The sequence below is a fragment of the Vibrio sp. Hal054 genome (assembly GCF_037162405.1).
Classification (GTDB): Bacteria; Pseudomonadota; Gammaproteobacteria; order Enterobacterales; family Vibrionaceae; genus Vibrio; species Vibrio diazotrophicus.
The window spans coordinates 335259-361351 of the sequence record NZ_JARLUT010000001.1 but is presented as its reverse complement, the minus strand read 5'-3'; the positions used below and the strand labels follow the sequence as shown (position 1 = coordinate 361351).

The following is a 26093-nucleotide window of genomic DNA, read 5'->3' as shown; positions in this document are numbered from 1 at the left end:
TCAATTAAGCGTATAGCGGGTTTGTTTTTTCAGTGTCGATGTCGAATTTCTTGATTGCTTCAACAACCACAGATTTCTCAACATCACCACGTTTCGCTAGTTCGCTTAGAGCTGCAACCACAACGTAACCTGCGTTCACTTCGAAGTGACGACGTAGGTTCTCACGGCTGTCAGAACGACCAAAGCCATCAGTACCCAGTACTTTGTATGATTCAGCTGGGATAAACGCTCGTACTTGCTCAGCGTAGTTCTTCATGTAGTCAGTCGCAGCGATTGCAGGCTCAGTACCCATTACAGTTTGGATGTAAGGTACTTGTGCTTGTGCTTCTGGGTGAAGCATGTTGTAACGCTCTACCGCTTGACCATCACGAGTCACTTCGTTGAAAGACGTTACAGAGTAAACGTCAGAAGCAATACCGTAGTCATCGCTTAGGATTTGAGCCGCTTTACGTACTTCGTTCATGATAGTACCAGAGCTCATCAGCTGAACTTTCGCCTTGTTACCAGCGTAAGTTTCTAGCTTGTAGATACCTTTACGGATGCCTTCTTCAGCGCCTTCTGGCATTGCTGGCATTGCGTAGTTTTCGTTCATCAGAGTTAGGTAGTAGAACACGTTCTCTTGATCACCATACATACGACGGATACCGTCTTGCATGATTACCGCAACTTCGTATGCGAATGTTGGGTCGTAAGAGATACAGTTCGGTACAGTACCAGCCATGATGTGTGAGTGACCGTCTTCGTGTTGTAGACCTTCACCGTTTAGCGTTGTACGACCTGCTGTTGCACCTAGTAGGAAACCACGAGCTTGTTGGTCACCAGCCATCCATGCCATGTCACCAACACGTTGGAAACCGAACATAGAGTAGTAGATGTAGAACGGGATCATTGGTAGATCGTTAGTGCTGTATGAAGTTGCAGCAGCAACCCATGAAGACATAGCACCTAGTTCGTTGATACCTTCTTGTAGTACCTGACCAGACGTTGCTTCTTTGTAGTAAGAAACGATGTCGCGGTCTTGAGGTGTGTAGTTCTGACCGTGCGGGTTGTAGATACCGATTTGACGGAACAGACCTTCCATACCAAATGTACGTGCTTCGTCAGCGATGATAGGAACAATGTTCTCACCGATGTTTTTATCTTTAAGCAGCACGTTTAGAGTACGTACGAACGCCATTGTTGTAGAAATATCACGCTTCTGTTCTTCAAGCAGAGGTTGGAAATCTTCAACAGGCGGAATAACTAGCTCTTTCGTGAAGTTAGGTAGACGCTTAGGCGTGTAACCTTTAAGAGCCTTACGACGTGCGTGTAAGTATTCGTATTCTTTCGAACCTTCTTCCAGAGTTAGGTATGGAAGTTCTTTCACTGCTTCGTCAGTTAGGATGTCTTGAAGACCTAGACGATCACGTAGGTGTAGAACGTGAGTCATATCCATCTTCTTAACTTGGTGCGCGATGTTCTTACCTTCTGCCGCTTCACCCATGCCGTAACCTTTAACTGTTTTCGCTAGGATTACAGTTGGACGACCTTTAGTGTCTTGTGCATTTTTGAATGCTGCGTACAGTTTAGAAGACTCGTGACCACCACGCTTAAGTGCGAAGATTTCGTCGTCAGTCATATCTGCAACTAGAGCTGCAGTTTCTGGGTACTTACCAAAGAAGTGCTCACGTACGTATGCGCCATCTTTAGATTTGAATGTTTGGTAGTCACCGTCGATAGTTTCGTTCATCAGTTGAAGAAGCTTACCGCTAGTGTCTTTTGCTAGTAGAGAATCCCAGTTGTTACCCCAGATAACTTTCACTACGTTCCAACCAGCACCTTTGAACAGACCTTCAAGTTCTTGAATGATCTTACCGTTACCCATAACAGGGCCGTCTAGACGCTGTAGGTTACAGTTGATTAGGAAACATAGGTTGTCTAGTTTTTCACGAGCAGCGAAAGAGATAGCACCGCGTGATTCTGGCTCATCCATCTCACCGTCACCTAGGAACGCATATACACGTTGCTCAGAAGTGTCTTTTAGGCCACGACCGTCTAGGTATTTAAGGAAACGAGCTTGGTAGATAGCAGAGATTGGACCAAGACCCATAGAAACCGTTGGGAATTGCCAGAACTCAGGCATCAATTTAGGGTGTGGGTATGAAGGAATACCTTTACCGTCTACTTCTTGACGGAAGTTGTCTAGTTGCTCAGCAGTTAGACGACCTTCAACGAATGCACGTGCGTAGATCCCTGGAGAAATGTGACCTTGGTAATAAACCAAGTCGCCGCCATCTTTCTCGTTCGCAGCACGGAAGAAGTGGTTGAAACAAGTTTCGTAGAATGCAGCCGAAGATTGGAAAGACGCCATGTGGCCGCCTAGCTCTAAATCTTTCTTAGATGCACGTAGAACGATCATGATTGCGTTCCAACGGATGATAGAGCGAATACGACGCTCTAGCGTTGTGTCACCCGGATATGCTGGCTCTTGTGCTGCTGGGATCGTGTTGATGTAATTTGTTGTAACGCCAGTAGGCATATCAACACCATCTAAACGAGCTTTTTCTAGCACTTCTTCAAGAATGAACTGCGCGCGCTCTACACCTTCTTCACGAACAACTGACTCAAGGGCAGCTAACCACTCCTGAGTTTCCAGTGCGTCTACGTCATGCTTCATGTCGGACATGGCGATCTATCCTTCTATTGGTTGGATTCTATTTATAATCGCAATAAACCGCTTACTGCGGCTCATTACCCTGTTGGATACGACGTAAAGAACGCTCACGACGAGACTGTTCTCGGGTCAGTTCCAACAATGTTTCTTCAATATAAGCTAAATGAGAATGTGACATCTCGCGCGCCGTATCAGGCTTACCAGAAACAATCGCATCCACGATGTTAGCTCGGTGCTTGTTTACTTTCTCAACCGCTTCAGGGCGGTGACGGAGTAATTTAAAATTCTGTAAAATGTTTTGCTCTAGCAAAGGCGCAAGGCTACGAACGATATGCAGAATGACCACATTGTGGGTCGCTTCGGTAATGGCAATTAAAAACTCCATTACGGTTGAAGCTTCTGCTTCAAAATCGTGCTTTTCTTGGGCTTCGCCAATCTTCAATACACTTGATTGAATACGAGCAAAATCTTCTGCTGTACCACGTAAAGCAGCAAAGTAGGCTGAAATACCTTCTAATGCGTGTCGTGCTTCAAGCAAGTCCAGCTGAGTTTCTGAATGGTTTGACAATAAATTTAGCAGAGGATCAGAGAAACTTTTCCAAATATGCTCACTGACGAACGTACCGCCACCTTGGCGACGGGTCAGTAGACGTTTAGCTTCTAAGCGTTGAATAGCTTCACGAACCGATGGACGAGAAACTTCAAACTGTTTAGCTAACTCGCGTTCTGGTGGCAGTTGCTGTCCTGGGGACAGAGTTCCTTCAATAATCAGTCGTTCCAACTCTTGTTCAATAACATCAGAGAGTTTCGGCTGACGAATCCTTTGATAAGCCATAATTTATTATTCTTCTACTCTTTATGCCTTGCTGGCAATTGGTAATACCAATTTCAAATTGACGAAGAAATTAACATATCCAACGTGTTAGTGTCCAGTCAATTATTGACCCAAATCATAAAACACAGACATTGGAAATACTTTATTAACAATAAAAATTATTTTTCAATACATCATTGGTCAGACCAATTACAAAATAGATACAGAACTGAAGTTATGGGTAATTAGTGTTACCAATTCATTGCATGAATGACGCAACGAGTTTTTTAAGATTGGAATCACAAATACTTGAGGGGTTGAAGGCGGCTCTAAACCAAGCCGCCAAAGAGAAAAGTTATTGAAATGTTAAGTTTATTTAGCTTCTAAATGGTCGATCATTAATTGTAAAGACTGATTTCCGCGGAACTCATTGATGTCCAACTTGTACGCTAACCGAACCGTTTTCACTGAAGCGTCGGGCCAACGTCGCAGGTCAATATTGAAGGCTATTCCATCAATCATAATATTGGTTGGATGACCTTTATGTAGCGGTTCAAGCATCAACTTGAGATGCTTTTCTCCCACTAGTTTTTGATGCAACACTTTAAATTCACCGTCAAAAATCGGCTCTGGGAATGCTTGTCCCCATGGACCACCAGCACGCAGTGTCTCTGCGGTATGCATCGAAAATTCTTCAGGTTTGAGTTCACCATCGGTCAGAATCACCCCTTTTAGCATCGCATCATCAAGCTCTTGGCGAACCACTTCATCGAACAATTTACAAAAGCGCTCGAAGTCTTTTTCAGCGATCGTCAAGCCTGCTGCCATCGCATGTCCACCGAACTTTTTGATGACACCCGGATTCTGAGTATCAATTTTGTCCAACGCATCACGCATATGCAGCCCAGCAACAGAACGGCAAGAACCTTTAATCAGACCATTTCCACCATCAGCAAAAGCAATCACAGGGCGGTGATATTGCTCTTTGATGCGCGAAGCCAGAATACCGATAACGCCTTGGTGCCAGTCTCTTTGGAACAGCACTAAGCCATACGGCAGTTCACTGTCTTTACCAAACTCTAGGCGCTCACAAAAGGCCATCGCCTCTTGCTTCATCCCCTCTTCGATATCTTTACGAGTCTGGTTTAAACCATCCAGTTCGCTTGCCATTCTGCGCGCAGCATGGATGTTGTTACACAGCAGAAGCTCAACCCCAAACGACATATCATCCAAACGGCCAGCAGCATTAATACGTGGACCAAGCGCAAAACCAAAGTCTGATGCCACCAGTTTGCTCGCATCACGCTTAGCAACTTCAATAAGCGCCTGAATTCCAGGTCTTGCCAAGCCAGCACGAATTCTCTGTAAACCTTGGTGCACCAGAATGCGGTTGTTTTCATCGAGTGCGACTACGTCAGCAACTGTACCTAAAGCGACTAAATCAATCAGTTCCATCAATTTAGGCTCTTGCATACCTTGTTCGGTAAAGTAGCCGACTTTGCGCATATGTACACATAAAGCCATCATCAGGTAGAAAGCAACGCCCACACCCGCCAATGCTTTTGAAGGGAAAGCACACTGCTGAAGGTTTGGGTTCACCATCGCATCCACTTCAGGAAGTTCATTTCCCGGCAAGTGGTGGTCTGTTACCAATACCTGCAAACCTTTTTGTTTGGCATAACGGACGCCTTCGATTGAAGAAACACCGTTATCGACAGTCATGATCATCTCAGCACCTAAGCTGATCGCCTGATCAACCACTTCGGGGCTTAATCCGTATCCATCTTCAAAACGGTTCGGAACCAGATAATCCACATTACGGCTGCCAAGCATACGCAAAGCCAGTACCGAAAGCGCAGAGCTGGTCGCACCATCGGCATCAAAATCACCAACAATGATGATGCGCGTTTGCTCTTTAATTGCTTGATATAAAAGTTCAACCGCCTGCTCGATACCGTGCAACTTTTGGTATGAATGCAATGCCTTAGCGGCTTTATTCAATTGTTCTAAATCAGTAACGCCACGGTTTAAATAAACACGTTTTAAGATGGGCGGAATAGAATCAGGAAGAAGAGATAAATCAGGTTCTGGTCTGCGTTGAATTTCGATCATGGCTGGATTTCTGTCATACATGCGCAGGCTTGAGTCTCCTCAAGCCTGTATCCTCAGTAATTATTGCTGTTGTAGGCGTTGTTCAAGTTGTGCAGGAGGCAAGTAACCGCCCACCATATCGCCCGAAGGTAAGAATATGGCTGGTGTACCGCTAATACCTAACTGACGGCCTAGTTGATAATGGTCAGTGATCATTTTTTTACATTGAGCGAGATTTTTACCTTGCGCGACTTCGGCGGGCTCACGGGTCACTTTTGCACTGTGCATCGCTGATGCAGGGTCTGCCGCACACCAGATTTTCGCCATATTGTCAGCGACTTGTCCACTTGGTCCCTGACGAGGGAAAGCCAGATAGCGAACGGTAATACCGCGCTTGTTGTATTCCTTCATCTCTTGATGCAGACGAACACAGTAACCACAGGTGATATCGGTAAACACAGTCACAGCGTATTTTTCATTATCCGCTTTGTATTCGATCATGCTGTCTCTGAATTGAGCAATTTTTTCAGCATTGATTGGTGCTTGGCGTTTTGCCATCACATCAACATAAGAGCCGTCTTCACTCAGCTCATAAAGTGTGCCGGCAATCAGGTACTTGGCGTCAGGAGACGCAAATAACACACCGCCTTCGGTATTAACTTCAACCAAGCCGTCAATCGAAGAAGGCACAACATCAATTACAGGCATTCCCAGTTTTTCAAATTTGCTGATGAAAGCTTCTTTATCAATATCGGTCGCCGCAGAAGAGCCTGCTGAAAAACCAGCTAAAGCGAATAATGGTAAGAGAGATAAAGTCAGTCGGCGTAATACGCTCATTAAAATCACCTTTAAGCCCTTGGATGGTGCTCACTATGTATTTGTTTAAGTCGCTCAGTTGCAACATGAGTATAAATTTGGGTTGTCGATAAGTCACTATGCCCCAAAAGCATCTGTACCACACGTAAATCCGCGCCGTGATTCAACAAATGAGTCGCAAAAGCATGACGCAAAACGTGCGGTGAAAGCTTCTCAACATCAATGCCAGCAATCACCGCATAATGTTTGATTCGGTGCCAGAACGTTTGTCTGGTCATCTGCTGCGCTCGTTTACTCGGGAAGACCACGTCTGAGGTTTGTTGACCTAATAATTCAGACCGCCCTTGATGGAAAAAAGTTTCAATCCACTCAATGGCGTTTTCTCCCATCGGAACCAGGCGCTCTTTTCCGCCTTTACCGATTACACGCACAACCCCTTGGCGCAGGCTGATATTTTCTGTGGTCAGAGATACCAGTTCTGTTACACGCAGCCCTGTCGCATAAAGCAGCTCCAGCATAGCTTTATCTCGAAGTTCAACGGGGTCATTCAGATCTTGGGCATTGAGCAGCGCTTCGACTTGATCTTCAGTCAAATCTTTCGGCAAGCGTTTAGGCAGTTTCGGACTGACCATTAAAGCCGTTGGATCATCACTGCGGATTTTTTCACGATGCAGATATTGAAACAAACGACGTATTGCAGAGAGCATTCGCGCACGCGAGGTCTGCTTGTAGTCTTGGTCAATTAACCATGTTTGATACTCTTGCAGACCCGATAAACTGATGTAGTTCAGACGGTAGTTATTCTTATTCATCCAGCCTAAAAGCTTTGTTAAATCATTACGGTAAGAAACTACCGTATTTTCTGACAAGCCTCTTTCCAGCCAAAGAGTATCTAAGAACTGCTCCATGATTCCTTGGTCAGGCAAAAATAATTCCGACACGTATTCCTCTTTTTCTTATCATTATGCGAGATATCGACAATATGCCAAATAGCCACTAAGGCTACGAGATATCGCATGGATATACCATAAAAATCGGGCATGCTCAGGATATTCGCTGCACTCTCGGTCATTTTATGTTTAGAATCTACCTTCCCAGAGAAAGAAAGAACTAAATAACGTATGAAGATTGGTCTATTTTACGGCTCAACGACCTGCTATACCGAAATGGCCGCCGAAAAAATGCGCGCGATTATCGGTGATGATCTGCTCGACATTCACAATGTAAAAGAAACACCGCTCAGCTTAATGAGTGACTATGATCTACTAATATTAGGCATCTCGACGTGGGACTTTGGAGAGATCCAAGAGGACTGGAACGAATTATGGGATCAAATAGATGGCGTACCGTTAAACGGCAAGTCCGTCGCATTGTTCGGCTTAGGCGATCAAGAAGGTTATGGCGAATGGTATCTGGATGCGATGGGACTGCTACACGACGAGATCAAGAAGACGGGAGCTAACATCATCGGTTACTGGCCTGTTGAAGGCTATACCTTTGAAGCATCAAAGGCACTGACTGAAGATGGGACTCAGTTTGTTGGCTTAGCGCTGGATGAAGACTCTCAATACGAACTCAGCGATGAACGCATTGCCACTTGGATTGAACAAGTTCTGACTGAGTATCAAGAGTCTCTTTAAGCTCAATCAAGCAAAGCGCGGTACTTTATCCAGTCAAAGACCAAACCTGGGTCTGTTTTACGCATCGGGGCAATGTATTGGTGCCCCGTTATTCTTGGCACCGTGATTTGCGGATACGCAATCATCAACTCTTGGCTGAGCTTGGCTAGTGCCTGATATTGCTCCTCGGTATAAGCGACATAATCTGTACCTTCCAGCTCAATGCCTATCGAATAATCATTACAACGCTCTCTGCCCGCAAAAGAAGACTGTCCTGCATGCCAGGCTCTGGCGGTAAATGGAACAAACTGCACCACTTCACCATCTCTTCGAATCAAGCAATGCGCAGACACCCCCATTTTATGGATCACTTTAAAAAATGGATGTTCATCCGGATTCAGCTTACCAGTAAAGAACTGCTCAATATGATCACTACCAAACTGGCCCGGTGGCAGGCTAATGTTATGCACCACCAGCAATGAGATGTCGTTAACGTCGTTTCTCTCATCAAAATACGGCGATGGCACTTTGCGCGCAGTGTGATACCAACCTTGGTTATCAATCATAAGAAAAGCCTTAATGCTCCAGATGAATAAAATTTAACTACTTATACTCAAACTAATTGGAGTTGCAGGTAGGCGGCAAGTAAGTGAATCCCCTGAGCATAGATAAACTATGTGATTGGGGTGAACGAACGTAGCCAACACCGCTGCAGCTTCAAGTAGGAAGAGTATAACAACGAAATGCGAGATTAAGGGCTGAATTTAAATCCTACTCATCGTATTATGCCTGCCTCTGTTAATCCGGACTAAGATTTGCGATGAAAAATACTCACAATAGCCAAGAGCGCCTCGATTACCTAAAACAACAACTACCATTGGAAATTGCTCGCACTGTTGAAGCGACCCTAAAGGAAGATTTAGGTGGAACTCTCGACCCTGCGGCTGATCTGACAGCAAATCTTATCCCTGCAGATGTGCAAGGCACGGCCACCATTATCACGCGCGAACACGGTGTGTTCTGCGGTAAAGCTTGGGCGGATGAAGTCTTCAAACAACTGGGTGGAGAAGTCAAAATCGACTGGCATGTGGAAGATGGCGACAAAGTCGAACCAAATCAAACACTGTGCACGCTTTCTGGCCCAGCGCGAATCCTTCTTACAGGCGAGCGTAACGCAATGAACTTTATTCAGACACTTTCAGGTTGTGCAACGACAACCGCTGAATATGCGAAAGCGTTAGAAGGTACTAACTGCCGCTTACTGGATACGCGTAAAACCATTCCGGGTTTACGTAGTGCTCTGAAATACGCAGTGGCTTGTGGTGGCGGCTATAACCATCGTATCGGTGTGTTTGATGCTTACCTAATTAAAGAGAACCACATCATCGCCAATGGTGGTATTACTCAAACGATTAAAACAGCGAAAGAACTTAATCCGGGTAAACCTGTTGAAGTTGAAACAGAAAGCCTAGAAGAACTGCGTGAAGCGATTGAAGCTGGCGCTGATATCATCATGCTCGACAACTTCACTATGGATATGATGCGTGAAGCGGTTACGATTAATGCAGGACGTGCGGCGTTAGAAAATTCAGGCAACGTCACCCTAGAAACACTGCGCGAATACGCGGAAACAGGTGTTGATTACATTTCTGTGGGTGCGTTAACTAAGCACGTAAGAGCCATGGATCTCTCTATGCGTTTCAAATAAGCGCTGTAAATAAGCATCAGCAGATTTGAGCCCAAATTTGTTTCAATTTTAAGACCCGCTTCGGCGGGTTTTTCGTTCCTTCTTGATACTCCATTCCAAACGAATGCGAAGCTGGTCGAAAGCTTTTGTTGAGGAGATGAAAGTCGTTCAATAAATAAATCTCATCACTCGCGCAACTGAACTGCTGTCGTTCTAAATATCAAACTAAGCACATAACCTCTTGCTCCGAATAGCCAAAACAAACGGAGAGAGGCAATGAAAACAAATCAGCTTAAAAAACAGAAAGGTTTTACCTTAATTGAATTGATGATTGTGGTTGCAATCATCGGCGTACTTTCTGCAATTGCAGTTCCAGCCTATAAGGATTACGTAAAGAAATCTGAAGGGGCAACGGCACTGGCAACAATGAAGTCTCTAATCACTTCAGCAGAGCTTTGGTATCAGGAAAAAGGCTCGTTTAAAAAAGATAGCGAGACAGAAATTTTAAAGAATCTTGGGGTTAAATCTGATACGAGCCCTTTAGGTAAAATTGAAGTTGAAGCGGACAACAAGCTTACATTCACCTTCAAAGAAGGTTCCGCTGTACCTAAAGACACAAAAATCACCTATACACGAGAAGCTGAGGCTGGTTGGAAGTGTGCGGTAAGTGATGAAGTGATAAAAACGACAAGTTGTCCTAAGGCTGGTAATGCTAATCAAGCAAGTAATGCTCAGTAAACCATAGCCTATGATAACCAACCTAATCGCACTGTTGCGCCAAGCGGAGCTATTGAGCTTGGCGCATGAGCACAGCGTGGTGAGTCATATTGAAGCTTCTGGCGCTAGTGTGCCGGAAGCTTTGATCCAACTTGGAATAATAGAATCATCCGATCTTACGAACCATTTAAGTCAGCAGCTACGAATGCCTGTGACGGCTCTTAGTGAGTTTGATTATGCAGATGTCTGTCAGCAACTTGGATTACGAGAACTGATCACGCGCTTTAATGCCCTTCCTATCCAAAACCAAAATAACCAACTGCTTCTGGCGGTATCTGATCCCACTCACCCGAGTGTAGAAGATGAGTTTCGCTTCACAACTGGCTTAAACGTTGAACTGGCACTCGCCGATCATAAATCATTGCAAGCCGCCATTCGTCGCCTATATGGCAAAACAATCAACGACGAAGCTAAGCAGAACAAAGAGATCAGCCAAGATGAACTGGCAAGCTTAGTTCAACTTTCTGATGATGAGCTGCAATCGATTGAGGATCTCAGTAAAGACGAATCACCGGTAAGCCGATTTATCAACCAAGTGTTGCTTGATGCTGTGCGCAAAGGGGCTTCCGATATTCACTTTGAACCCTATGAAGATGTGTATCGTATTCGCCTGCGTTGTGACGGTATTTTAGTCGAAACTCACCGCCCTGCGAGCCATCTCAGTCGGCGGCTTGCAGCGCGTATTAAAATACTTTCAAAGCTGGATATTGCCGAACGACGACTTCCACAGGACGGACGAATTAAACTTCGCTTAAATCGCGATACTGCGATTGATATGCGGGTTTCATCGCTACCAACTTTATGGGGAGAGAAGATTGTATTACGTCTGCTTGATAGCAGCGCAGCCAATCTCAACATCGACAAACTCGGCTATGACGAAGTGCAAAAGCAACACTATTTAGATGCCCTTAAAAAGCCCCAAGGCATGATCTTGATGACAGGTCCAACAGGAAGCGGCAAAACCGTTTCTCTTTATACAGGTCTACGCATACTCAATACCTCCGAAATTAATATCTCCACCGCGGAAGATCCGATAGAAATCAACCTCTCTGGCGTTAATCAGGTGCAGGTACAACCTAAGATAGGTTTTGGCTTCTCTGATGCGCTACGTTCCTTTCTTCGTCAAGACCCAGATGTGGTGATGGTGGGTGAGATTCGAGACCTCGAGACTGCGGAAATAGCGGTGAAAGCAGCTCAAACAGGACACTTAGTTTTATCAACATTCCATACCAACTCTGCCGCCGAAACCGTCATACGTTTAGCCAACATGGGTGTTGAACCCTTCAACCTCGCATCATCTCTGAGTTTAATCATCGCCCAGCGTTTAGCTCGTCGTTTATGCAGCCACTGCAAAATAGCCACCACGCCATCCGTCACCTTGCAAGCTCAGTTTAACTTGTCAGCGGACGAAACCATTTACCAAGCCAACCACTTAGGCTGTACCGAGTGCACCGGAGGATATTCTGGACGTGTCGGAATCTACGAAGTGATGGCTTTCAATGAAGCTCTTGCTGAAGCCGTCATGAATAAGGCAAGTGTGGCGCAATTCGAAACCATCGCTAAAGCCAATGGCATGAGCACTTTGCTGGATTCAGGCGTACAGAAATTAAAGCAAGGTGTCACCAGTTTTGCCGAGTTACAACGTGTTTTGTATTTCTAATCATTAGTGAGTATTTATATGAAAAAGAACTCTAGCCCTCAACTCAGTAGCTTTCGTTGGAGCGGAATAAACAGCACAGGTAAAAAAGTGTCTGGTCAGCTTCTGGCGCTGACGGAAAGCGAGGTTCGAGACAAACTAAGTGAACAGAGCATTAAAGTCAAAAAGCTCAAGAAAGGCAGTGCTCCACTCTTTACTCGACTGTTTCACCGAGTTAAGGGAAACGATATCACCATACTCACTCGCCAACTTTCTACCATGCTGACGACGGGTGTTCCTATTGTTCAAGCACTGAAACTGGTTGGTGACAATCACCGTAAGCCAGAAATGAAATCGATTCTGACTCAAATATCCAAAGGAGTTGAAGCCGGTACTCCCATTTCAAAAGCTATGCGTAACACCAGCAGCCACTTTGATTCCTTATATGTTGACTTAATTCAGACTGGTGAACAGTCCGGAAACTTAGCTGAAGTTTTTGAACGTTTAGCCACGTACCGCGAAAAAAGCGAAGAGCTAAGAGCAAAAGTAATCAAAGCATTGATTTACCCAGCGATGGTTGTGCTTGTTGCCCTAAGTGTCTCGTACTTGATGTTAACCATGGTGATACCTGAGTTCGAAGCCATGTTCAGTGGCTTTGGCGCTGAACTTCCTTGGTTTACGCAGCAGGTTTTAAAACTTTCGCACGGCGTCCAGGCTTATAGTTTGGTTGCCCTTGTTGTTGCCATTGCGTCTATTGTCGCCTTTCGTGCTTCAAGGAAAAAATCCTCACTGTTTCGCCTGAAAACCAGTCGCCTAGGATTAAAATGTCCAGTTATTGGCAGCGTGTTAGCCAAAGCCGCTATCGCCAAGTTCAGCCGCACACTGGCAACCAGTTTCAGCGCGGGTATTCCGATTCTCTCCAGTTTAAAAACCACTGCTAAAACCGCTGGCAATGTCCACTTTGAATACGCCATAGATGAAGTTCATCGTGATACCGCGTCGGGTATGCCTATGTATATCGCGATGCGAAATACGGAAGCTTTTCCTGAGATGGTATTGCAAATGGTAATGATCGGAGAGGAGTCAGGAAAACTCGACGACATGCTGAATAAAATTGCTTCGATCTACGAGTTTGAGGTGGATAATACCGTCGATAATCTGGGGAAAATCCTCGAACCTTTAATTATTGTGTTTCTTGGCGTGGTTGTCGGCGGGTTAGTAGTGGCAATGTACTTGCCAATCTTTAACTTAATGAGTGTGTTAGGGTAATATAACCATCACTAACGCATTCAACCGCTTAGTTTTTTAATCAATATCCTCCCTTTTACTGCGGCAAATGAGCGAACAAATGGAAATTTTTGAATACTATCCTTGGCTTTTCGTAGCATCTGCCTCTCTACTCGGTTTAATTATCGGCAGCTTTCTCAATGTGGTGATCTATCGGCTACCGAAAATGATGGAGCGAGAATGGCGTCAGGAATGTGCGGACTATTTTCCAGAATCCAACATTCAACCGCCAGAAGGCAAGCTGACCCTTAGCACACCACGCTCAACTTGCCCGAGTTGCCAAACACCACTGCGCATTATTGATAACGTACCCGTGATTAGCTGGCTGCTATTACGTGGTAAATGTGCCCATTGTCAGGCTCCCATAAGTGCACGTTACCCGTTGATTGAGCTACTTACAGCAGCGATGAGCTTTCTTGTCGCACAACATTTTGGCTTTAGTTATTTCACTATTGCCTTGTTGTTTTTCAGCTATGTTCTCATCGCAGCAACCTTTATTGACTTAGACACCATGCTGCTACCGGATCAGTTAACACTGCCTTTACTTTGGGCTGGATTATCACTGTCATTATTGGGTGTCAGTCCTGTTACGCTTCAAGACGCGGTGATAGGCGCTATCGCAGGTTACTTATCTTTATGGTCAGTGTATTGGCTATTTAAACTTGCTACTGGCAAAGAAGGTATGGGATACGGTGATTTCAAGCTACTCGCAGCGCTCGGAGCATGGTTGGGATGGCAACAGCTACCTTTGATTATTCTGCTTTCATCTCTTGTTGGTTTGGTATTCGGTATTATTCAATTGCGATTAAAGAAGCAAGGTATCGATAAAGCCTTCCCTTTTGGACCTTATATTGCCATTGCTGGATGGATAGCTCTGCTGTGGGGACACGAAATCATTGATAGCTACTACTCTTACTTATTGGGGTACTAAACGATGGCATTAGTGATTGGCTTAACCGGAGGCATCGCAAGCGGAAAGACCACTGTCGCCAATATGTTTCGCGACCACTTTGGTATTGAAATCGTTGATGCTGACGTGATTGCTCGACGAGTGGTGGAAAAAGGCAGTATCGGCCTCAACGCCATCCATCAGCATTTTGGCGATGAGATCTTAACGGCAGAGGGAGAACTCAACCGCGCTGAGCTTCGAACACGAATATTTGCCAATGAAGAAGAAAAAACGTGGGTTAATCAGTTGCTTCATCCAATGATTCGTCAACAAATGGAGCGAGACCTGCAACGAGTCACTTCGCCTTATGCGTTATTGGTCGTTCCGTTGCTTACGGAAAACAATCTACAGCATATGGCGGACAGAGTTTTAGTTGTTGATGTCGATGAAGAAACGCAAATTGAAAGGACAATGAGTCGAGACAAGGTGCCGATGGAACAAGCAAAATCGATCTTAGCTGCACAAGCCAGTCGTGAACAACGTTTAGCCATTGCCGACGATGTGATTAAAAATGACGCGAAAAACCAGAAACTTTTGCCTCAAATCACAGAATTACACAAAAAGTACCTAGCCATCAGCCGTAAAAATCTGTGAGAATAAGCCGAAAGGACGCAAGGCAAATCTGATGACGACACACAAGTTTGAACACCCTCTGAATGAAAAAACACGTATTTACTTGCGAGTTGAAGCTTTGCTGCACCAGATGGAAAAAGCATCAGCCTTTGCTGACAGTATTCAGCACCAGTTATTTTTCCGTTCTCTATTCGATCTGCTCGAAATTTTTGAACAAATACAACTAAAGAGTGAACTGGCAAAAGATATCGAAAAACAGCGCCTCACTTACCGCAGTTGGTTAAACGTGGACGGTGTAGACCAAGAGATGCTTTCAACGTTGCTTGCTGAAGTGGATGAAGTGCACCGCAATCTAATGAGCGCTGATCGTTTTGGTCAGTCACTCAAAGAAGATCGTTTCTTATCAGCCATCCGACAGCGTTTCAACCTACCAGGCGGTTCATGCTGTTTTGATCTTCCTGCTTTGCATTACTGGCTTCACCTGTCACCAGAGAAAAAATCTCAAGACGCCAACAAATGGATGAGTACCTTAAAACCATTGTTAGATGCACTAACTCTTTGGCTCAAACTGACTCGTGAAACAGGTAGCTTTAAACCTCGTGTCGCCCAATCTGGATTTTTCCAAAGCGACGCAGAAGACGCCAATATTTTACGTCTATCCATTCCGCTCGAATATGGTGTGTACCCAATGATCTCTGGGCATAAAAATCGTTTCGCGATTAAATTTATCGACTTTAAAACTGGGCAAGCCAGCTCTGAAGAGATACCCTTTGACCTTGCTGTGTGCTGCTGATTAAACGTTTCTTAGCAGCTAAACCATCATTAATAGGAAATATAGATGTCGTCCCCAAAGCCTACTGTGGTGAAATGTCCCCAATGCAAGCAAGAAGTTGTATGGAATGAGCAAAGTCCTTATCGCCCTTTTTGTAGTAAAAAATGCCAAATGATTGATTTTGGTGAATGGGCTGATGAAGAAAAAGCCATTGCTGGTGCACCAGATATGTCTGACTCTGACGGATGGACAGAAGACTACAACTCTTAATTCGATATTGAATTTGAACCACAAAAAAGCCCCGAATCTTCGGGGCTTTTTTACTTATACTCGTCAGCGTTAGCGTTACTCTTCGGACTCTGAGCTCGCTTCTATATTTGAAGTATCAATCTCGATCTCTGTTACGCGCTGCAAACCTCTTGGTAGAAGTCCACCACGACGGCCACGTTCACCTCGGAAATTATCTAAATCACTCGGTTTGAGACCAAGCTTACGCTTACCAGCATACAGAGTAACTGAAGCACCACTTGGTAACGCAATCAGATGTGACACAACTTCATCACGGGATTTCGCTTTTGCAGCCGGAATATTGATGATCTTATTACCTTTACCTTTGCCTAACTGTGGCAAATCTTTAATTGGGAACAACAGCATTCGTCCCAAGTTGGTAATGGTTAGGATCTCATCAGTTTCAAGGTTGCTGACCGCTTGAGGTTCCATAATCTCTGCGTTTTCAGGTAAGTTCACCAGAGCTTTACCACTGCGGTTTTTCGAAAGCAGATCGGTACCCTTACAGACGAAACCATAACCGGCATCAGAACCAACCAGCCATAGCTGATCTTCTTCACCCATAATAACCTGTCGGATCGTCGTTCCTTCAGCAACGTTCAATCGTCCTGTAATCGGTTCACCCTGGCCACGAGCCGAAGGTAAGGTATGTGACTCGAGCGAGTAGCTACGGCCATCACTACCAAAGAACACGGCTTGCTGGTTACTCTTACCACTTGCTTGAGCTAAATAAGCATCGCCTGATTTGTAGCTTAAGCTGGTGCCATCAACGTCATGACCTTTCGCATGACGAATCCAACCTTTTTCTGACAAAACTACAGTGATCAGTTCACTAGGCATCAAATCACGTTCAGTCAGCGCTTTCGCTTCTTCACGCTCTACTAATGGTGAGCGGCGATCATCACCGTATTTCTCAGCATCCGCTTTGATCTCTTTTTTCAGCAATGTATTCAGACGGCGTTCAGAGCCTAGAAGATCTTCCAGTTTTTTACGCTCTTTCTCTAACTCGTCTTGCTCACCGCGAATCTTCATCTCTTCCAGTTTCGCTAAGTTACGAAGTCTGGTGTCTAAGATCGCATCAGCTTGAATGTCAGTGATACCAAAGCGAGCCATCAATACTGCTTTCGGATCGTCTTCAGTACGGATAATTTCGATCACTTCATCAAGGTTAAGGTATGCAACCAACAAACCTTCCAAGATGTGTAAACGAGCCATGACTTTATCAAGACGGAATTGAAGACGACGTCGAACGCTAGTGCGACGGAATTCGATCCATTCATTAAGAATGTTAACTAGACCTTTAACCTGAGGACGGTTATCCAAACCAATCATATTCAGGTTTACACGGAAGCTTTTCTCTAAATCAGTAGAAGCGAACAGATGACTCATCAGCAAATCGCAATCGACACGATTTGAACGCGGAACGATCACGATTCGAGTCGGGTTTTCGTGATCCGATTCATCTCGTAGATCGTCAACCATAGGCAGTTTCTTCGCACGCATCTGGTTGGCAATTTGCTCCAGAAGTTTTGCACCTGAAACCTGATGTGGCAGAGCCGAAATAACGATATCAGAACCTTCTTTGTGCCAAATTGCACGCGCTTTAATACTGCCGCGACCAGTGCGATAGATTTTTTCCAACTCAGCTTGAGGAGAAATAATTTCCGCTTCGGTTGGATAATCCGGCCCTTTCACAAACTGCATCACATCTGACAGTTCCGATTTCGGGTTATCAATCAGATGAATAGTTGCTTCAGCAATTTCGCGTACGTTGTGTGGCGGAATATCAGTCGCCATACCAACGGCAATACCAGTAACACCGTTTAGCAGAATATGTGGTAGACGCGCGGGCAACATTTGTGGCTCTTTCATCGTGCCATCAAAGTTTGGTTGCCAATCCACGTTACCTTGGCCAAGTTCGCCTAATAGAACTTCCGCAAATTTAGATAGCTTTGCTTCTGTATAACGCATTGCCGCGAAAGATTTCGGATCATCCGGCGCACCCCAGTTACCTTGACCGTCCACCAGAGGGTAGCGGTAAGAGAAAGGCTGAGCCATCAATACCATAGCTTCGTAACATGCAGAGTCACCGTGCGGATGGTATTTACCCAACACGTCACCAACGGTACGTGCTGATTTTTTATATTTTGCCGCAGCCGAAAGCCCCAGCTCCGACATTGCATAAATAATGCGTCGTTGAACCGGCTTTAAACCATCACCAATGTATGGCAAGGCACGGTCCATGATTACGTACATCGAGTAGTTCAGGTAAGCATCTTCCGTAAACTTGCGCATCGGAAGTTGTTCAACACCCTCGAAGTTAATTTCAGTACTCATTCATTACACCTCAGCCAAATCGCCATTGCTTTGTAGCCAAGTACGACGGTCATCCGCACGTTTCTTGCCTAAAAGCATGTCCAACATCTCATCCGTTGCCGTTTCATCATCAATCGTGAGCTGTACTAAACGACGAGTGTTTGGATCCATGGTCGTTTCACGCAATTGAAGTGGGTTCATCTCACCCAAACCTTTGAATCGCTGAACGTTAATTTTGGCTTTTTTCTGGCTTAGTCTTTCCAAAATGCCATCTTTCTCTGCGTCATCTAACGCATAGAACACTTCTTTACCACAGTCGATTCGGTAAAGAGGAGGCATAGCAACATAGATATGACCCGCTTTGGTCAGTGCTTGGAAGTGCTTTGTAAACAGAGCACAAAGCAGCGTTGCGATATGAAGACCATCCGAGTCCGCATCGGCAAGAATACAGATCTTGCCGTAACGCAATCCACTTAAGTCATCACTATCCGGGTCAATACCCAAAGCAACAGAAATATCGTGAACTTCTTGAGACGCTAGCACCTGATCAGCAGACACTTCCCAAGTATTAAGAATTTTACCGCGTAGTGGCATCACCGCTTGGAATTCGCGATCTCGAGCTTGCTTCGCACTACCACCCGCAGAATCCCCTTCGACGAAGAAGATTTCAGTACGGCTAAGGTCTTGCACTGAACAGTCGGTGAGTTTGCCCGGTAGAGCCGGGCCAGAAGCCACTTTCTTACGGACCACTTTCTTACTTGCACGCATACGGCTGTGAGCATTAGCAATACACACTTCTGCTAGCTGTTCTGCAAGTTGCGGTTTTTCATTCAGCCACAGACTAAACGAGTCTTTCACCACACCAGAAACAAATGCGGCCGTTTGACGAGAAGAGAGACGCTCTTTGGTTTGTCCTGCAAATTGCGGATCCTGCATTTTCACCGAAAGAACATACGCACAACGGTCAAATACGTCTTCACCCGTTAGCTTAACGCCACGTGGCAGCAAATTACGGAATTCACAGAACTCACGCATTGCTTCGAGTAAGCCCTGACGCAAACCATTAACGTGAGTACCACCTTGCGCGGTCGGAATTAAGTTAACGTAACTCTCTGTGATTAACTCGCCACCTTCAGGCAGCCAAATAAGCGCCCAAGTTGCCGCTTCAGTTTCAGCCTTAAATTCTCCAGTGAATGGTTCTTCAGGTAGAACAATCGAATCTTTAACACCTTCGACTAAATAGTCCTTTAAGCCATCTTCATACAGCCAGCGGTACTCTTTATCGTTTACTTTATCGCTAAAAGTGATTTCTAAACCCGGACACAATACCGCTTTGGCACGCAAGTTATTAACTAAGCGTGACACCGAAAAGTTCGCGTAATCGAAATAAGAACTTTCAGGCCAGAAGTGAACGCTAGTACCACGATTGCGACGACCACAGGTTCCAGTCACAGTAAGATCGGAAACTTTGTTGCCGTGTTCGAAAGCAATTTCGTAAATTTGACCATCGCGACGTACAGCAACTTCAACGCGTTTTGAAAGTGCGTTTACTACTGAAATACCGACACCGTGAAGGCCACCGGAGAATTGATAGTTTTTGTTCGAAAACTTACCGCCAGCATGAAGCTTACAGAAGATAAGCTCGACACCAGAAATTTTTTCTTCTGGGTGAATATCTACAGGCATGCCTCGACCATCATCAATCACTTCTAATGATTGATCGGCGTGAAGGATTACCTGAACCTTTGTGGCATGTCCGGCCAACGCTTCATCGACACTGTTGTCGATAACTTCTTGCCCAAGGTGGTTCGGGCGCGTTGTATCCGTGTACATCCCAGGCCTGCGACGCACTGGTTCTAAGCCATTAAGGACTTCAATGGCTCCAGCATTATATTGTTCAGTCATAATATGTAATGCTTTTATCGATAAATAACGGAGGGTCTGTTGACTAAAAATATTCGAAACTTCAATAGACCCTAGAAACTTTACATCTCGTTTATTAACGCTTTATTTTTATAACAATACGCTAAGAATTAACGTGTTTTTTAACACCTAAACGAGAAAAGTCTAAGAGGAACATAGTCTGGAAGAGAACGACTGATGTCAAGAGACATCAGTCAGTGGCAAGCAAAATTATGACTCTAACCTCAATGAAAAGGCTATAAGTCTAAGAATTTGATGATTTGGGCTGGATAACGTTCAAAATCAATAAAACTGTGGTCGCCACCTGTTTCCACCGTCTGTTTTGAATCTGCATACTTTTCCACAGCTTGACGATAATCGAGTACTTCATCTTCCATTTGCTGCAGTAGCCAAAAATCTTGAGGCGAATGTAATTCTGGAATATCCAACGCTATGAGTTCTTGAATGTGGGACTCATCTAAAATGTAACGCTCTTGGGTGTACGGATTCTCTTGTTCACCAAGAAACGATGCTAAAAGCTCAAAAGGTTTCACAGCTGGATTGACCAACACCGCACGAAAGCCAAATTTTGCGTTTAACCAAGTGGAAAAGTAGCCACCTAATGAACTTCCTACCAAGCCAATTTGATAATCATCTTTATACTGATTTACAACATCCAAAAGATGCTGCGCTGCCTGAGCAGGAAAGCTCGGTAATTTGGGAACAACCACTTTGATGTCAGGACGATGATTCTTGCAGTACTCACTCATGACCTGCGCCTTATGCGACAGAGGTGAACTGTTAAAACCATGAATATAAAGAAGTAAAGATGGACGCTTTGACATATTAGTAACCGCTCGCATCAAAATCAGGCTGAAACACGCCATTTGCCAAGCGTTTCACCGCTGACTTCACAGTGCCATCAGCACATAACTCCAGTTCACGCCAACCTGGTGAGGTTTTATCTAACGCAAAATCATTCGAGTTAGGTTTGAACTGGATACAGGTCGAAGGTGTCGCCATGACTCTCACGCCCATATGTTCCTTGTCCATATTCTGATGTACATGGCCGCACAAGACCGCTTTAACATTGGAATGGCGCTTTACTACATCCCAAAATGATTCGCTGTCTTTTAACGTGTGTTGATCAAGCCAAGCGCTGCCAACCAACAGAGGATGGTGATGCAAAAGAACTAAGGTGTATCTATCCGGATACTGAGTCAGTTTCTCATCCAACAGAGCCAGCTGATAATCACTTAAACGGCCATGAGGAACACCAACAACCTGCGAATCTAGCAACACCATTTGCCAATGCTCGCCAAGCAATACATGTTCCTCAGTGCGAATCTGGGGGGATGGTAACACTGCGCCCATGTTAGGTTTGTAGTCGTGATTACCAGGCAGCCAAAAACAGTCTTTCTCCAGCATTTTAATGCTCTCTGAAAAACGTTGATAGGATTCAGCACTATGATCTTGAGAAATATCGCCCGTTGCGAGAACGGCATCATACTGAACTTTCTGAGTACAAATCTCTTTCACTACAGCGCGAAAGCTGTCAGCGGTGTTTACGCTAAGCAAACAGCCGTCATCTGGCGCGAATAAGTGAGTATCCGTTATCTGTACAAGCTTTATGCTATCTGGATTGTCTATACTGGGCGACACGTTCAAACTCGATAAACCTAACTATTATGGATGACTAAAATTAATCGGCTGGCGGCTAATACCATGCTTTAAGCAGAAGGTAAGCCAATCACCTAAAAAGCGATTAATTTGTGCCTTTTCGTCTTTTTGTACCATTTTCTCATTCGGATAATCATGGCGAGCTTTTATCCTGCTGAGATGATCGCTGGTGTGCACTTCTGCTACACGAGCATCGTGGTACAGCCTGACAGACATGGTTGGCAATGGAAACACTGAAATATCATCACTTTGACAAATCTCCACCAAAGTTGTGTACTTTGTGACTTCTAGCACTTGAAGTTGGTAAGTCATTTGAGCAGCTTGGTAGCAACGTAAATCATCGACACTTGGCTGCGTTGGCAACAAAGCGTTTAACTTGGCGTAGTTTGTTTCATAAACTCGCATTAATTCTTTTAGATCTACGTGATATGGTTTTTTCACCATTACTTCAGCCATTGAGTTCTCAAATTCTCGTAATTCAGTTCCAACCATTGTAGTGCAATGATCGATGCTCCATTTTCAATGACGCCGTCTTTTACCAACTGGTAAGCCTGCTCACGGCTCATTACATGCACTTTAATATCCTCTCCTTCATAGTCTAAACCATGAATACCTTTCGCTTGAGAGGAGTCAACTTCGCCAACGTAAACGTCTAATTTTTCAGAACATCCGCCAGCAGAAGGATAATATGAAGTCACCGATTCAATTCGGCCGATGTCTACACCCGCCTCTTCTACCGCTTCCCTTCGTACCACTTCAACAGCGCTTTCATCACGGTCGATGATGCCAGCCACAATCTCCAGTTGCCAAGGTCGTTGTTGTTCAAGTGTTCCAACTCGAATCTGTTCAATGATAACGACTTGATCTCGAACTGCATCATAAGGCAATAAGGCTGCCGCATGCCCACGTTCGAAAAGTTCACGCTCAATAGGTTCACTCCATCCGCCTTGAAATAGCTTATGTTTGAAGCGATATTTCACCATTCGGAAAAAACCTTGAAACAGTGTCTCTTTTGAGACGATTTCAATGTCTTGTGACGAAAACTGACCTAATGGTTTATCGGTTTGTGACATTCGAGAGCTCCCGACATGAATAAAGGACGGTTAAACGACGTAGTTTACTCGTGGTAACAGGTGACTTCCAAGGACATTGCTCAACTTTTTATACAAAATTTATATATATTTTTAAGTAAAGAAAAATATATATTGCACACCTGGATAGTTAAGTGTAAAAAAGTGCAAAGTTTCGAGTAAATTACGACCAAAATGGGGTAAACTCTTGAAACGCCCACCCTAACTTCATAATAGGCAGGAATAGGACCAATGAAAAAACTGCTTCCAGTATTTATTAGCGTAGCTCTTGGCAGCTTCAGTGCTGCAGTATCGGCTGACGATCTTGCTCAAATTTACGATCAAGCAAAAGAAAATGACCCTCAATTACTGAGCGCAGCGGCACAACGTGACGCAGCATTTGAAGCAGTAACTTCAAGTCGTAGTAGCTTACTACCACAGATCAACCTAACGGCTGGTTACAACGTTAACAACAGTGATGAACAAGCTCGCGATAGTGAACTGCTATCAGCAGGAATTTCCTTTTCTCAAGAACTTTACAATCGTTCAAGCTGGGTTTCATTAGACACCGCAGAGAAACAAGCTCGCCAAGCGGACGCACAATACGCGGTTGTTCAACAGTCATTAATCCTGCGTGTCGCTCAGGCTTATTTCTCAGTGCTCAGTGCTCAAGACAACCTAGAGTTTGTCCGCGCAGAAAAAGCGGCGGTTGGTCGTCAGTTAGAACAAACTAAGCAACGCTTTGAAGTAGGTCTTTCTGCAATTACTGACGTACATGATGCTCAAGCACAATACGACAGCGTTTTGGCAGATGAAGTGTTAGCTGAAAATACTCTGGTTAACAGCTATGAGTCACTGCGTGAAATCACTGGTCAAGATCACAAAGATCTAAGCATTCTCGACACTAACCGTTTCTCGGCTAGCCCATCAGAGACATCAATGGATGCACTGGTTGAAGAAGCTCAACAAAAGAACTTGTCTCTTTTGTCATCTCGCATTGCGCAAGATGTAGCGAAAGACAACATCTCTTTAGCGAGTTCAGGCCACCTACCATCGTTAACACTGGATGGTGGATACAGCTATGGTAAGCAAATGGATAGCAGCGCGAGTGCTTATAGTTTTGACGGTCACGACTACAACGATTTAAACATCGGCGTGAATTTATCTGTGCCTCTATACACAGGTGGTAACGTGACTTCGCAAACTAAACAAGCGGAATTTTCGTACGTTGCTGCAAGCCAAGATTTAGAAGCGTCTTACCGCAGTGTGATTAAAGCTGTTCGTGCAAACAACAACAACATCAACGCATCAATCGGTGCGTTACGTGCTTACGAACAGTCGGTAATTTCAGCTAAATCAGCGCTAGAAGCAACTGAAGCTGGTTTTGATGTTGGTACTCGTACAATCGTAGACGTACTTGATTCAACTCGTAGCCTGTACAACGCGAACAAAAACCTATCATCAGCTCGTTACGAATACATCCTGAGCGTGTTGCAACTTCGCCAAGCTGTGGGTTCTCTGTCTGAACAAGACATCCTTGATATCAACAGCGGCCTAAAAGCAGCGAAATCAGCAAAGACTAAATCTTAAGATTGGTTTTTAAGGACATAAAAAAACGCCAGCATGCTGGCGTTTTTTCTTTCTCGACATATCTAAACGCGACAAAGGCTAATTAACCTCTGCCACCTTTAATCGCTTCGATAATTTCTGTTGTTGAACAGCCATCTTCAAAGTTCAGTACTTTAACCTGACCACCAGCCGCGATCACTTCTTTACCACCAGCAATATCTTCTGGTTTGTAGTCGCCACCTTTTACTAATAAATCCGGCAACACTTCAGAAATCAAACGTTGTGGCGTGTCTTCACTAAACGGTACAACCCAATCCACAGCGCCTAGCGCTGCCAATACTGCCATACGGCGATCGGTCGGGTTCACTGGACGACCAGGTCCTTTCAAACGTTTTACAGATTCATCCGTATTGACGGCAACAATCAGGCGATCGCCTAGCTCACCAGCATGATTCAGATAAGAAACATGGCCTGCATGAAGAATATCGAAACAACCATTGGTCATTACAACTTTCTCACCACGAGCTTGCGCTTTACGCACAGCTTCAATCAGAGCTTGTTCACCAATTACACCGTAGTCAGTATCTTTGCTGCCGTGAACAGCTTCAGCCAATTCAATCGTCGATACTGTCGAAGTACCGAGTTTACCGACTACCACGCCTGCCGCTGCATTCGCCAACGCACACGCTTCGTCTAGAGGTTTACCCGCCGCAACCGAAGAAGCTAATACTGAAATCACCGTATCGCCCGCACCCGTTACGTCATACACTTCTTTGGCTTGAGTTGGTAAATGGAAAGGTTCCATACCACGACGCAGTAGTGTCATGCCATGCTCACTGCGAGTCACCAGCAGAGCATCAAGATCGAACTCTTCAATCAAGCCTAAACCTTTTTCAACTAAGTCTTGATCAGACTTCACTTTGCCCACTACGTGTTCAAACTCAGAAAGGTTTGGAGTTAATAACGTTGCACCACGGTAACGTTCAAAGTCTGCGCCTTTAGGATCAATAAACACTGGTACATTCGCTGATCGTGCTTTTTGAATAAACTGTTGTACATGTTCAAGAGCGCCTTTCGCGTAATCCGATAAGATCACCGCCTGCACATTTGGCAGCGCTGATTCCATACGCGATAGGATCAATTCAGGATCGGTGTTCTCAAACTTATCTTCAAAATCTAAACGGATAAGTTGCTGACCACGGCTCAGTACGCGCAGTTTTGTAATCGTTGGATAGTCTGGTAAAGCAACAAAATCACATGTCACTTTCAGTGAAGTTAACTTCTCACTCAGCACCTGAGCTGGCTCATCAATCCCTGTTAAACCAACGAGATGCGCATGACCACCTAATGAAGCGATGTTCATTGCTACGTTGGCAGCACCGCCCGGACGCTCTTCGTTTTTCTCTACTTTTACTACCGGCACTGGGGCTTCTGGCGAAATGCGGCCAGTAGGGCCATGCCAGTATCTATCAAGCATGACATCGCCAATAATTAATACCCCTGCATCACTGTAGTCAGGTAGGATTGGTTTCATTATGGATCTCCAATAACTGTTTCTGGGCGAAGTTTATCACAGCCCTATGAGCGGCTAAAG

The 26093-nt window shown here is 44.8% G+C and carries 23 protein-coding genes; 10 read left to right on the top strand and 13 right to left on the bottom strand.

The window, feature by feature from the left end; all coding sequences use genetic code 11:
* Positions 1-4: 4 nt before the first annotated feature.
* The 5 genes from aceE to xerD form a co-directional block, all read right to left on the bottom strand.
* Positions 5-2665: a pyruvate dehydrogenase (acetyl-transferring), homodimeric type gene (gene aceE, locus P4S58_RS01715; protein ID WP_102968060.1), complete on the bottom strand. Its 2661-nt coding sequence runs from the start codon at positions 2663-2665 to the stop codon at positions 5-7.
* A gap of 52 nt (positions 2666-2717) precedes the next feature.
* Positions 2718-3488 (bottom strand): pyruvate dehydrogenase complex transcriptional repressor PdhR, encoded by a 771-nt coding sequence (gene pdhR / locus P4S58_RS01710; protein ID WP_102968059.1) that lies wholly within the window; start codon positions 3486-3488, stop codon positions 2718-2720.
* Between the two features lie 351 nt (positions 3489-3839).
* Entirely contained in the window at positions 3840-5579 is a 1740-nt protein-coding gene (gene recJ, locus P4S58_RS01705; RefSeq protein WP_102968111.1) for a single-stranded-DNA-specific exonuclease RecJ, read from the bottom strand.
* Between the two features lie 60 nt (positions 5580-5639).
* Positions 5640-6395 carry a bifunctional protein-disulfide isomerase/oxidoreductase DsbC gene (gene dsbC / locus P4S58_RS01700; protein WP_102968058.1) on the bottom strand — a complete coding sequence of 252 codons (756 nt, stop codon included), beginning with the start codon at positions 6393-6395 and terminating at the stop codon, positions 5640-5642.
* An 11-nt stretch (positions 6396-6406) separates the two neighbouring features.
* Positions 6407-7315, bottom strand: a complete 909-nt coding sequence (gene xerD, locus P4S58_RS01695; protein ID WP_102968057.1) for a site-specific tyrosine recombinase XerD — start codon at positions 7313-7315, stop codon at positions 6407-6409.
* Between the two features lie 180 nt (positions 7316-7495).
* On the opposite strand from xerD, the gene fldB reads away from it, so the two are divergent.
* Positions 7496-8014 carry a flavodoxin FldB gene (fldB, locus tag P4S58_RS01690; protein ID WP_042484525.1) on the top strand — a complete coding sequence of 173 codons (519 nt, stop codon included), beginning with the start codon at positions 7496-7498 and terminating at the stop codon, positions 8012-8014.
* 2 nt (positions 8015-8016) lie between these two features.
* Here fldB and ampD read toward each other — a convergent pair whose 3' ends face one another.
* Complete coding sequence (ampD, locus tag P4S58_RS01685) at positions 8017-8559, bottom strand: 1,6-anhydro-N-acetylmuramyl-L-alanine amidase AmpD (protein WP_102968056.1); 543 nt, start codon at positions 8557-8559, stop codon at positions 8017-8019.
* Positions 8560-8813: 254 nt separating this feature from the next.
* Between ampD and nadC the strand changes: the two genes are divergently transcribed.
* The 8 genes from nadC (at position 8814) to yacG (ending at position 15944) form a co-directional block, all read left to right on the top strand.
* A complete protein-coding gene (gene nadC, locus P4S58_RS01680; protein ID WP_102968055.1) occupies positions 8814-9701 on the top strand; it encodes a carboxylating nicotinate-nucleotide diphosphorylase in 888 nt (295 codons plus the stop codon).
* Between the two features lie 255 nt (positions 9702-9956).
* Positions 9957-10418 carry a pilin gene (locus tag P4S58_RS01675; RefSeq protein WP_042484533.1) on the top strand — a complete coding sequence of 154 codons (462 nt, stop codon included), beginning with the start codon at positions 9957-9959 and terminating at the stop codon, positions 10416-10418.
* Between the two features lie 10 nt (positions 10419-10428).
* Positions 10429-12117 carry a type IV-A pilus assembly ATPase PilB gene (pilB, locus tag P4S58_RS01670; protein ID WP_337162798.1) on the top strand — a complete coding sequence of 563 codons (1689 nt, stop codon included), beginning with the start codon at positions 10429-10431 and terminating at the stop codon, positions 12115-12117.
* Between the two features lie 18 nt (positions 12118-12135).
* A complete protein-coding gene (locus P4S58_RS01665) occupies positions 12136-13362 on the top strand; it encodes a type II secretion system F family protein (protein WP_102968053.1) in 1227 nt (408 codons plus the stop codon).
* A gap of 79 nt (positions 13363-13441) precedes the next feature.
* Positions 13442-14311 (top strand): prepilin peptidase, encoded by an 870-nt coding sequence (locus P4S58_RS01660; protein ID WP_102968052.1) that lies wholly within the window; start codon positions 13442-13444, stop codon positions 14309-14311.
* 3 nt (positions 14312-14314) lie between these two features.
* On the top strand, positions 14315-14923 hold the full coding sequence (coaE, locus tag P4S58_RS01655) for a dephospho-CoA kinase (RefSeq protein WP_102968051.1): 609 nt from the start codon (positions 14315-14317) through the stop codon (positions 14921-14923).
* 31 nt (positions 14924-14954) lie between these two features.
* Entirely contained in the window at positions 14955-15695 is a 741-nt protein-coding gene (gene zapD / locus P4S58_RS01650; RefSeq protein ID WP_042484545.1) for a cell division protein ZapD, read from the top strand.
* Between the two features lie 45 nt (positions 15696-15740).
* Positions 15741-15944 carry a DNA gyrase inhibitor YacG gene (gene yacG / locus P4S58_RS01645; RefSeq protein WP_042484546.1) on the top strand — a complete coding sequence of 68 codons (204 nt, stop codon included), beginning with the start codon at positions 15741-15743 and terminating at the stop codon, positions 15942-15944.
* A 75-nt stretch (positions 15945-16019) separates the two neighbouring features.
* Here the strand turns inward: yacG and parC are convergent, their stop codons facing one another.
* The 6 genes from parC to nudF all read right to left on the bottom strand — a co-directional run bounded on the left by parC (position 16020) and on the right by nudF (position 22933).
* On the bottom strand, positions 16020-18299 hold the full coding sequence (gene parC, locus P4S58_RS01640; protein ID WP_102963202.1) for a DNA topoisomerase IV subunit A: 2280 nt from the start codon (positions 18297-18299) through the stop codon (positions 16020-16022).
* Between the two features lie 3 nt (positions 18300-18302).
* Positions 18303-20183: a DNA topoisomerase IV subunit B gene (gene parE / locus P4S58_RS01635; RefSeq protein WP_042484551.1), complete on the bottom strand. Its 1881-nt coding sequence runs from the start codon at positions 20181-20183 to the stop codon at positions 18303-18305.
* Between the two features lie 254 nt (positions 20184-20437).
* On the bottom strand, positions 20438-21025 hold the full coding sequence (gene yqiA, locus P4S58_RS01630) for an esterase YqiA (RefSeq protein ID WP_102968110.1): 588 nt from the start codon (positions 21023-21025) through the stop codon (positions 20438-20440).
* Between the two features lies 1 nt (position 21026).
* Positions 21027-21848 carry a 3',5'-cyclic-AMP phosphodiesterase gene (gene cpdA, locus P4S58_RS01625; RefSeq protein WP_102968050.1) on the bottom strand — a complete coding sequence of 274 codons (822 nt, stop codon included), beginning with the start codon at positions 21846-21848 and terminating at the stop codon, positions 21027-21029.
* A gap of 18 nt (positions 21849-21866) precedes the next feature.
* Positions 21867-22316 (bottom strand): DUF1249 family protein, encoded by a 450-nt coding sequence (locus P4S58_RS01620; RefSeq protein ID WP_042484558.1) that lies wholly within the window; start codon positions 22314-22316, stop codon positions 21867-21869.
* The gene (gene nudF, locus P4S58_RS01615) at positions 22304-22933 is read right to left on the bottom strand and encodes an ADP-ribose diphosphatase (protein ID WP_042484561.1); all 630 of its coding nucleotides are present in this window, start codon (positions 22931-22933) and stop codon (positions 22304-22306) included. The genes P4S58_RS01620 and nudF overlap by 13 nt, the downstream gene beginning before the upstream one ends.
* Before the next feature lie 249 nt (positions 22934-23182).
* Between nudF and tolC the strand changes: the two genes are divergently transcribed.
* Entirely contained in the window at positions 23183-24520 is a 1338-nt protein-coding gene (gene tolC, locus P4S58_RS01610) for an outer membrane channel protein TolC (RefSeq protein ID WP_102968049.1), read from the top strand.
* Positions 24521-24602: 82 nt separating this feature from the next.
* Here the strand turns inward: tolC and hldE are convergent, their stop codons facing one another.
* Complete coding sequence (gene hldE, locus P4S58_RS01605) at positions 24603-26033, bottom strand: bifunctional D-glycero-beta-D-manno-heptose-7-phosphate kinase/D-glycero-beta-D-manno-heptose 1-phosphate adenylyltransferase HldE (protein ID WP_102968048.1); 1431 nt, start codon at positions 26031-26033, stop codon at positions 24603-24605.
* Positions 26034-26093: the final 60 nt, after the last annotated feature.

Coding starts and splice junctions, on each gene's coding strand:
- P4S58_RS01660 (WP_102968052.1), top strand. CDS start 13,442: ATGGAAATTTTTGAATACTATCCTTGGCTTTTCGTAGCATCTGCCTCT.
- ampD (WP_102968056.1), bottom strand. CDS start 8,559: ATGATTGATAACCAAGGTTGGTATCACACTGCGCGCAAAGTGCCATCG.
- P4S58_RS01675 (WP_042484533.1), top strand. CDS start 9,957: ATGAAAACAAATCAGCTTAAAAAACAGAAAGGTTTTACCTTAATTGAA.
- pilB (WP_337162798.1), top strand. CDS start 10,429: ATGATAACCAACCTAATCGCACTGTTGCGCCAAGCGGAGCTATTGAGC.
- aceE (WP_102968060.1), bottom strand. CDS start 2,665: ATGTCCGACATGAAGCATGACGTAGACGCACTGGAAACTCAGGAGTGG.
- recJ (WP_102968111.1), bottom strand. CDS start 5,579: ATGATCGAAATTCAACGCAGACCAGAACCTGATTTATCTCTTCTTCCT.
- dsbC (WP_102968058.1), bottom strand. CDS start 6,395: ATGAGCGTATTACGCCGACTGACTTTATCTCTCTTACCATTATTCGCT.
- parC (WP_102963202.1), bottom strand. CDS start 18,299: ATGAGTACTGAAATTAACTTCGAGGGTGTTGAACAACTTCCGATGCGC.
- coaE (WP_102968051.1), top strand. CDS start 14,315: ATGGCATTAGTGATTGGCTTAACCGGAGGCATCGCAAGCGGAAAGACC.
- hldE (WP_102968048.1), bottom strand. CDS start 26,033: ATGAAACCAATCCTACCTGACTACAGTGATGCAGGGGTATTAATTATT.
- pdhR (WP_102968059.1), bottom strand. CDS start 3,488: ATGGCTTATCAAAGGATTCGTCAGCCGAAACTCTCTGATGTTATTGAA.
- parE (WP_042484551.1), bottom strand. CDS start 20,183: ATGACTGAACAATATAATGCTGGAGCCATTGAAGTCCTTAATGGCTTA.
- fldB (WP_042484525.1), top strand. CDS start 7,496: ATGAAGATTGGTCTATTTTACGGCTCAACGACCTGCTATACCGAAATG.
- nudF (WP_042484561.1), bottom strand. CDS start 22,933: ATGTCACAAACCGATAAACCATTAGGTCAGTTTTCGTCACAAGACATT.
- yacG (WP_042484546.1), top strand. CDS start 15,741: ATGTCGTCCCCAAAGCCTACTGTGGTGAAATGTCCCCAATGCAAGCAA.
- yqiA (WP_102968110.1), bottom strand. CDS start 21,025: ATGTCAAAGCGTCCATCTTTACTTCTTTATATTCATGGTTTTAACAGT.
- P4S58_RS01665 (WP_102968053.1), top strand. CDS start 12,136: ATGAAAAAGAACTCTAGCCCTCAACTCAGTAGCTTTCGTTGGAGCGGA.
- zapD (WP_042484545.1), top strand. CDS start 14,955: ATGACGACACACAAGTTTGAACACCCTCTGAATGAAAAAACACGTATT.
- P4S58_RS01620 (WP_042484558.1), bottom strand. CDS start 22,316: ATGGCTGAAGTAATGGTGAAAAAACCATATCACGTAGATCTAAAAGAA.
- nadC (WP_102968055.1), top strand. CDS start 8,814: ATGAAAAATACTCACAATAGCCAAGAGCGCCTCGATTACCTAAAACAA.
- tolC (WP_102968049.1), top strand. CDS start 23,183: ATGAAAAAACTGCTTCCAGTATTTATTAGCGTAGCTCTTGGCAGCTTC.